This window comes from Flavobacterium sp. UGB4466, from assembly GCF_903469665.1.
Taxonomy (GTDB): domain Bacteria; phylum Bacteroidota; class Bacteroidia; order Flavobacteriales; family Flavobacteriaceae; genus Flavobacterium; species Flavobacterium lipolyticum.
On sequence record NZ_CAGKLC010000057.1, the window covers coordinates 25,178 to 31,530 of the forward strand.

The 6,353-nt window shown below is 33.9% G+C and carries 6 protein-coding genes; all 6 read left to right on the forward strand.

The features are described from left to right. Position 1: 1 nt before the first annotated feature. The gene (locus JO950_RS14165; protein WP_202703244.1) at positions 2-886 is read left to right on the forward strand and encodes a DUF4835 family protein; all 885 of its coding nucleotides are present in this window, start codon (positions 2-4) and stop codon (positions 884-886) included. A 49-nt stretch (positions 887-935) separates the two neighbouring features. Continuing rightward, positions 936-2,588 carry a DNA repair protein RecN gene (gene recN / locus JO950_RS14170; RefSeq protein ID WP_202703245.1) on the forward strand — a complete coding sequence of 551 codons (1,653 nt, stop codon included), beginning with the start codon at positions 936-938 and terminating at the stop codon, positions 2,586-2,588. 53 nt (positions 2,589-2,641) lie between these two features. Beyond that, entirely contained in the window at positions 2,642-3,340 is a 699-nt protein-coding gene (locus tag JO950_RS14175; protein ID WP_202703246.1) for a hypothetical protein, read from the forward strand. A gap of 69 nt (positions 3,341-3,409) precedes the next feature. After that, on the forward strand, positions 3,410-4,600 hold the full coding sequence (gene fabV, locus JO950_RS14180) for an enoyl-ACP reductase FabV (protein ID WP_202703247.1): 1,191 nt from the start codon (positions 3,410-3,412) through the stop codon (positions 4,598-4,600). A gap of 127 nt (positions 4,601-4,727) precedes the next feature. After that, entirely contained in the window at positions 4,728-5,726 is a 999-nt protein-coding gene (locus JO950_RS14185) for a glycosyltransferase family 2 protein (RefSeq protein WP_202703248.1), read from the forward strand. A 2-nt stretch (positions 5,727-5,728) separates the two neighbouring features. After that, the gene (coaE, locus tag JO950_RS14190; RefSeq protein ID WP_089078003.1) at positions 5,729-6,325 is read left to right on the forward strand and encodes a dephospho-CoA kinase; all 597 of its coding nucleotides are present in this window, start codon (positions 5,729-5,731) and stop codon (positions 6,323-6,325) included. Positions 6,326-6,353 lie beyond the last annotated feature (28 nt).

Consider the following 6,353-nt stretch of genomic DNA (forward strand, 5'->3'; position numbering starts at 1 on the left):
TATGAATAAACTAGTTACTTTTTTAGCATTTTTAATCTTTGGCTTCACACAAGCACAGCAGCTAAATTGCACTGTAACTATTAATACAGAAAGATTACCCAATCCCAATCAGCAAGTGTTTAAAACACTTCAGACTTCGTTGTCAGAGTTTGTAAATAAAACAGATTGGACGGGAACAGTCTTAAAACAAAATGAGCGAATCAATTGCTCGATGTACATAACACTATCGTCAAACAGTTCCGATCAGTTTTCGGGCACTATTCAGGTGCAGTCCTCACGATTGATTTATAATTCTACTTATTCTTCACCAATATTAAATTACAACGACAAAGATTTTAACTTCAGGTATATTGAATACGAGCCTTTGTTGTTTAATCCGACCACGTTTGAGTCTAATTTAGTATCTGTAGTTTCTTTTTACAGTTATTTAATTTTAGCGATGGACGCAGATAGCTTTCAAATGGGAGCAGGAAGTCAATATCTTGAAACCGCTCAGAATATTGCAAGTGTAGCACAACAAGGAGGATCAAAAGGCTGGAGCCAGTCAGACGGAGTTCAAAACCGTTATTATTTGATTACCGATATGATTTCGCCAATGTACAGCGATTTACGTCAAACCATGTTCATGTATCATAACGGCTTAGACGGCATGAGTCAGGATTTGAAAGCATCCAAAGAAAAAATCAAATCAGCCTTGATGCTTACCGGAAAATTGAATTCGGTAAAACCCAATGCCTTTTTGACCAGAGTGTTTTTTGATGCCAAATCAGACGAAATTGTCTCCATATTTTCTGGAGGACCAAGTATTCCGATTACAGATCTGACCGATGTGCTGAATAAAGTATCTCCGTTGAATACCACCAAATGGTCACAGATTAAATTTTAGGCCATTTTAATTACTCTCTTTATTAATTTTTATATTTCCCAAATTTCCTATGATAACGTCCTTGTCGATTAAAAACTATGCACTTATTGAAAAATTAACTATTGATTTTTCAAAAGGTTTTTCTATTATTACTGGTGAGACAGGTGCGGGTAAATCTATTATATTGGGAGCGATAGGATTGGTTTTAGGAAAAAGAGCCGATTTAACTTCACTAAAAAATAAAGAAGAAAAATGTGTGATCGAAGCACAGTTTGAAATTTCTAAATACAACCTGAAAGATTTTTTTATAGCAAATGATCTCGATTATGAAGAGGAGACTATTATTAGAAGAGAAATTTTGCCTTCAGGAAAATCGCGTGCTTTTATTAATGATAGTCCGGTAAATTTGCAGGAATTACAGGATTTAAGCTTGTTTTTGATTGATATTCATTCACAACAGCAGACTCAGGAGTTATCTGATGAAGGAGTTCAATTTAAAATTATTGATGCTATTGCTAATAATGGAGAAGTGATTCAATCGTATCAGGATGTTTTGAAAGGATATAAATCAGATAAGTCCAAACTAAATGCTTTGCTGAAAAAACAAAGTGATTCAGGAAAAGAGCAGGAATACAATACCTATTTGTTAAATGAATTGGTTACTGCAAAATTAAAATCAGGAGAGCAGGAAGAATTGGAGGCTGATTTTGAAAAACTGAACAATGTTGAAATTATTAAAGAAGCTATGGATAAATCATTGGCAATTGCCAATGAAGAGCAATTTGGTGTTTTTCACAGCCTGAATGAAATAAAAACAGCCTTACAAAAAATAGCACTTTTTTCTCCGGAGTACCAAAATGTTTTTGAAAGGATTAGCAGTTTGGCCATTGAATTTGATGATGTTTCAAAAGAATTGCAAAATGCTTCTGAAAAACTTTTAAATGATCCTGCACAATTAGAATTGGTGAGCCAAAAACTCCAGTTGATTTATAATTTGCAAAAAAAGCATCAGGTAACTTCTGTTGATGAATTGCTTGGAATACAGGCGACATTAGAAAATTCCCTGGTGGAATTGGATAATATTGGAGGAGAAATTACCGCTTTGTCAGAATCAATAGCGCAAAAAGTTACAGAATTAGACGCTTTTGCGGCAGCTATTCATCAGAATAGAATCAATGCAATTCCGGTTTTGTCACAAAAGTTAGTTACAATATTAGAAACATTGGGAATGCCAAATGTGCGTTTCAATATGGAGCTTTTGTCTTCTGAAACTTATTTCCAAAACGGAAAAGATGAGTTGCAGTTTTTATTCTCAGCAAATAAAGGAACTGATTTCGGCTTGCTGAAAAAAGTAGCTTCAGGAGGAGAAATGTCACGTATTATGCTGGCAGTTAAAGCGATTTTAGCACAATATTCAAAACTTCCAACCTTGATTTTTGATGAGATTGATACCGGAGTTTCAGGAGAAATTGCCATTAGAATGGGAGAAATTATGAAAGAAATGAGTGGTACAATGCAAATTTTTGCCATCACCCATTTGCCTCAAATTGCAGCCAAAGGAGATTCACACTTTAAAGTCTCTAAATCAACGGTTGATGAGGATACACAATCAGAACTTAAGCTATTGTCTCAGGAAGAAAGAGTTACCGAAATTGCGCAGATGTTATCGGGTGCAAAAATCTCTGATTCGGCATTAAATCATGCAAAAGAATTATTAAATTAAATATTTAAATTATATTTGCTTCTATAACTATTAGACCAAAATCAGAATAAAATATGATTAAAAAACTATATGTTTTGTCTTTTATTTGCTTGTTTATTAGCAAAATAAATGCTCAGGATACTGCTGTAAAAGAAGGTACAGAAGTAGCTGGTAAAGAAGTTAAATCTTATTTAGTAAAAGACTTTCCTGAAGGTGTTTATAAAACATATGAAGATTTCATTGCAAAAACGGGAATTTTCATGGGTGATGCGTTAGAAAGACGCACTATTGTGGGTTATAAATCAATTGAAAAAAGTGTAGATGCATATCATGTTTTCTTTTGCTGGAAAAGAAACAATGCAAAAATCACAGATTATTTTGCTGTTGTTTACAATGGTAACCTGTATATTCAGCAAAGATATTTAATGAAATTTGCATCAAAAGAAGATGGAAATATGTCTGCTGATAATCCAAATTCGTATCATAGAGTTTTAAACGACGGAAAGTTTTTGTATCTCGAAGGACCATTTGCTAATTTGTGGTCTAAGGCTTTTGCTTATAATGGAGGAGCAGTTGGTGGAGCTATTGCAGCCAATTTGAATACGTTAAAAGGAATCGTTTTTAATGTTGATAAGAAAGAATTTAACTTCATAAGAGAGTGCGAAAATTTAAATGCATTGATTGAAGAGTACAATGGAGTTAAAATTGAATGTAAAGATAAAAAAGTTGACATTTTAACGGTTAGGGAAAATGTTGATAAAATTATTAAATAGTAAATATTTGTCTATTTTGTTGAAATAGAATATGTTGTTTAGATCAAATTAAATTGAAATAAAAAAAGTATGATTATAGAGCCTAGAATGAGAGGATTTATTTGCTTGACAGCCCACCCAAAAGGTAGCGAGCAAAATGTTAAAAATCAAATAGAATATATCAGATCAAAAGGACCAATTGCTGGTGCAAAAAAAGTCTTAGTTATTGGTGCTTCAACAGGTTTCGGATTAGCTTCAAGAATTACAAGTGCTTTTGGATCTGATGCTGCAACAATTGGAGTATTTTTTGAAAAACCACCGGTTGAAGGAAAAACAGCTTCACCAGGATGGTATAATTCTGCTGCATTTGAAACAGAAGCTCACAAAGCAGGTTTATATGCTAAAAGTATCAACGGAGATGCTTTTTCAAACGAAATAAAAAGACAAACTTTAGATTTAATCAAAGCCGACTTAGGTCAGGTTGATTTGGTAATCTACAGTTTAGCTTCTCCGGTGCGTCAGCATCCGGTTACAGGAGTTTTACACCGTTCGGTTTTAAAACCAATCGGACAAACTTTTACCAATAAAACAGTTGATTTCCACACTGGAAACGTTTCGGAAGTTTCTATTGCTCCGGCAAATGAGGATGATATCGCGAATACAGTTGCTGTAATGGGAGGTGAAGACTGGACGATGTGGATGGATGCTTTAAAAGCAGAGAATTTATTGGCTGAAGGTGCTACAACAGTAGCTTATTCTTATATTGGACCATCATTAACAGAAGCAGTTTACCGTAAAGGTACAATTGGTCGCGCTAAAGATGATTTAGAAGCAACAGCATTCTCTATTACAGATAATCTGAAATCTATTGGAGGAAAAGCCTATGTTTCGGTAAACAAAGCTTTGGTAACACAGGCAAGTTCTGCAATTCCGGTTATTCCATTGTATATTTCTCTTTTATATAAAATTATGAAAGAAGAAGGGATACACGAAGGTTGTATCGAGCAAATCCAACGTTTGTTTCAGGATAGATTGTATAACGGAGGAGAAGTTCCTGTAGATGAAAAAGGAAGAATCAGAATCGACGATTGGGAAATGCGCGAGGATGTGCAGGCTAAAGTGGCGAAACTTTGGTTAGAGGCTACAACCGAAACATTACCTCAAATAGGAGATTTAGCCGGATATAGAAATGACTTCCTGAATCTATTTGGATTTGAATTTGCTGGTGTAGACTATGCTGCCGAAGCGAATGAAGTTGTGGAAATTGAAAGTATCAAATAAAAAAGAAAAAAATACTACTATATAGGAAAACCATTCGTTGCGACGAATGGTTTTTTTATGAATATAACATATCTTTGTTAAAATTTTGAAATTTAAAATATTGCCACTTTAATACCGCGTGATCGCTATGATTTTTTCTTTAATTATACCCGTGTATAATCGTCCGGATGAAGTAGATGAACTTTTAGAAAGCTTATCTAAATCCGATTATAATGAAGCCTTTGAAATTGTTCTTGTCGAAGACGGATCATCAATACCTTGTAAAGATGTCGTGATGAACTATCAAGGCAAATTGAATATATCGTATTATTTTAAAGAAAATTCAGGTCCGGGAGATTCGAGGAACTTTGGAATGCAGAAGGCCAGAGGGGATTATTTTATCATTTTTGATTCGGATTGTATTATTCCGGCAAACTACCTGACGGAAGTTCGAAAAGCGCTTAATGAGGGTTATGTGGATTGTTTTGGAGGGCCGGATAAAGCATTAGATAGTTTTTCGGATATTCAGAAAGCCATTAATTTTGCGATGACTTCATTTTTAACGACGGGAGGAATTCGTGGTGGATCTGAGAAGATCAATAAATTTCAGCCCAGAAGTTTTAACATGGGGATTTCAAAGAAAGCTTTTATAGCTTCAAAAGGTTTTGGAAACATTCACCCGGGAGAAGATCCTGATCTTTCTATTCGTTTGTGGAACCTGGGATTTGAAACCAGATTGTTCCCGGAAGCGTATGTATATCATAAGCGAAGAATTGATTGGGAAAAGTTTTCAATTCAGGTGAATAAATTTGGAATCGCAAGACCAATATTAAACAGTTGGTATCCGGAACATAATAAGCTGACATTCTTCTTTCCTACCGTTTTTATACTGGGATTATTATTAGCCTTTTTATTGTTAATTTTTAATATTGATATCTTATTACAATTATATTTTGTATATTTCGTAGTAATTTTTCTAACAGCCGCTATTCAGAATAAAAGCATTAAAATTGGATATTTATCTGTAATTGCAGTATGGAAGCAATTTTATGGTTACGGAACTGGATTTCTGAATTCGTTTCTGAAAGTTATTGTTTTAAAGAAAAAACCCCAGGAGGCTTTTCCTAAAATGTTTTTTAAAATATAGGTATGGCTAAAATTATTGGCCTGACAGGTGGAATAGGAAGTGGAAAAACTACTATTGCAAACTATTTTGCAGAAATGGGGGTACCCTTGTATATCGCCGATGATGAAGCCAAAAAAGTAATGCAGTCTGAAAAGATTGTGAAACAAATTAAACTTGCTTTTGGAGACTCGCTCTTTGAAAATGATGTTTTAAACAGAGCTAAATTAGCCGAGATTGTTTTTAATGATGCTGATAAACTGGCAACATTAAATGCAATTGTACATCCGGCAGTTAAAGAAGACTTCGAGCTTTGGTTGTTGAAAAATAAAAAATACCACTATGTAATTTACGAAGCTGCAATTTTGTTTGAAAGCGGTCGTTATAAAGATTGTGATGTTATAGTAACCGTTACAGCTCCCGAAGAGATGAGAATTGAAAGAGTTGTTAAGCGTGATAAAACCACACGGGAGCAAGTTTTAAGTCGGATGAAAATGCAGTGGGATGATGAAAAACGAATTTCTTTAAGCAATTTTGTTATTAATAACAGTAATCTTAAAATTGCTAGAGAAGAAGTTGTTAAAATTCTTAAAATTTTAAATATAAAACAAAATCAGTCTTAAATGTTAATATTTGGTTAATGTATTATTT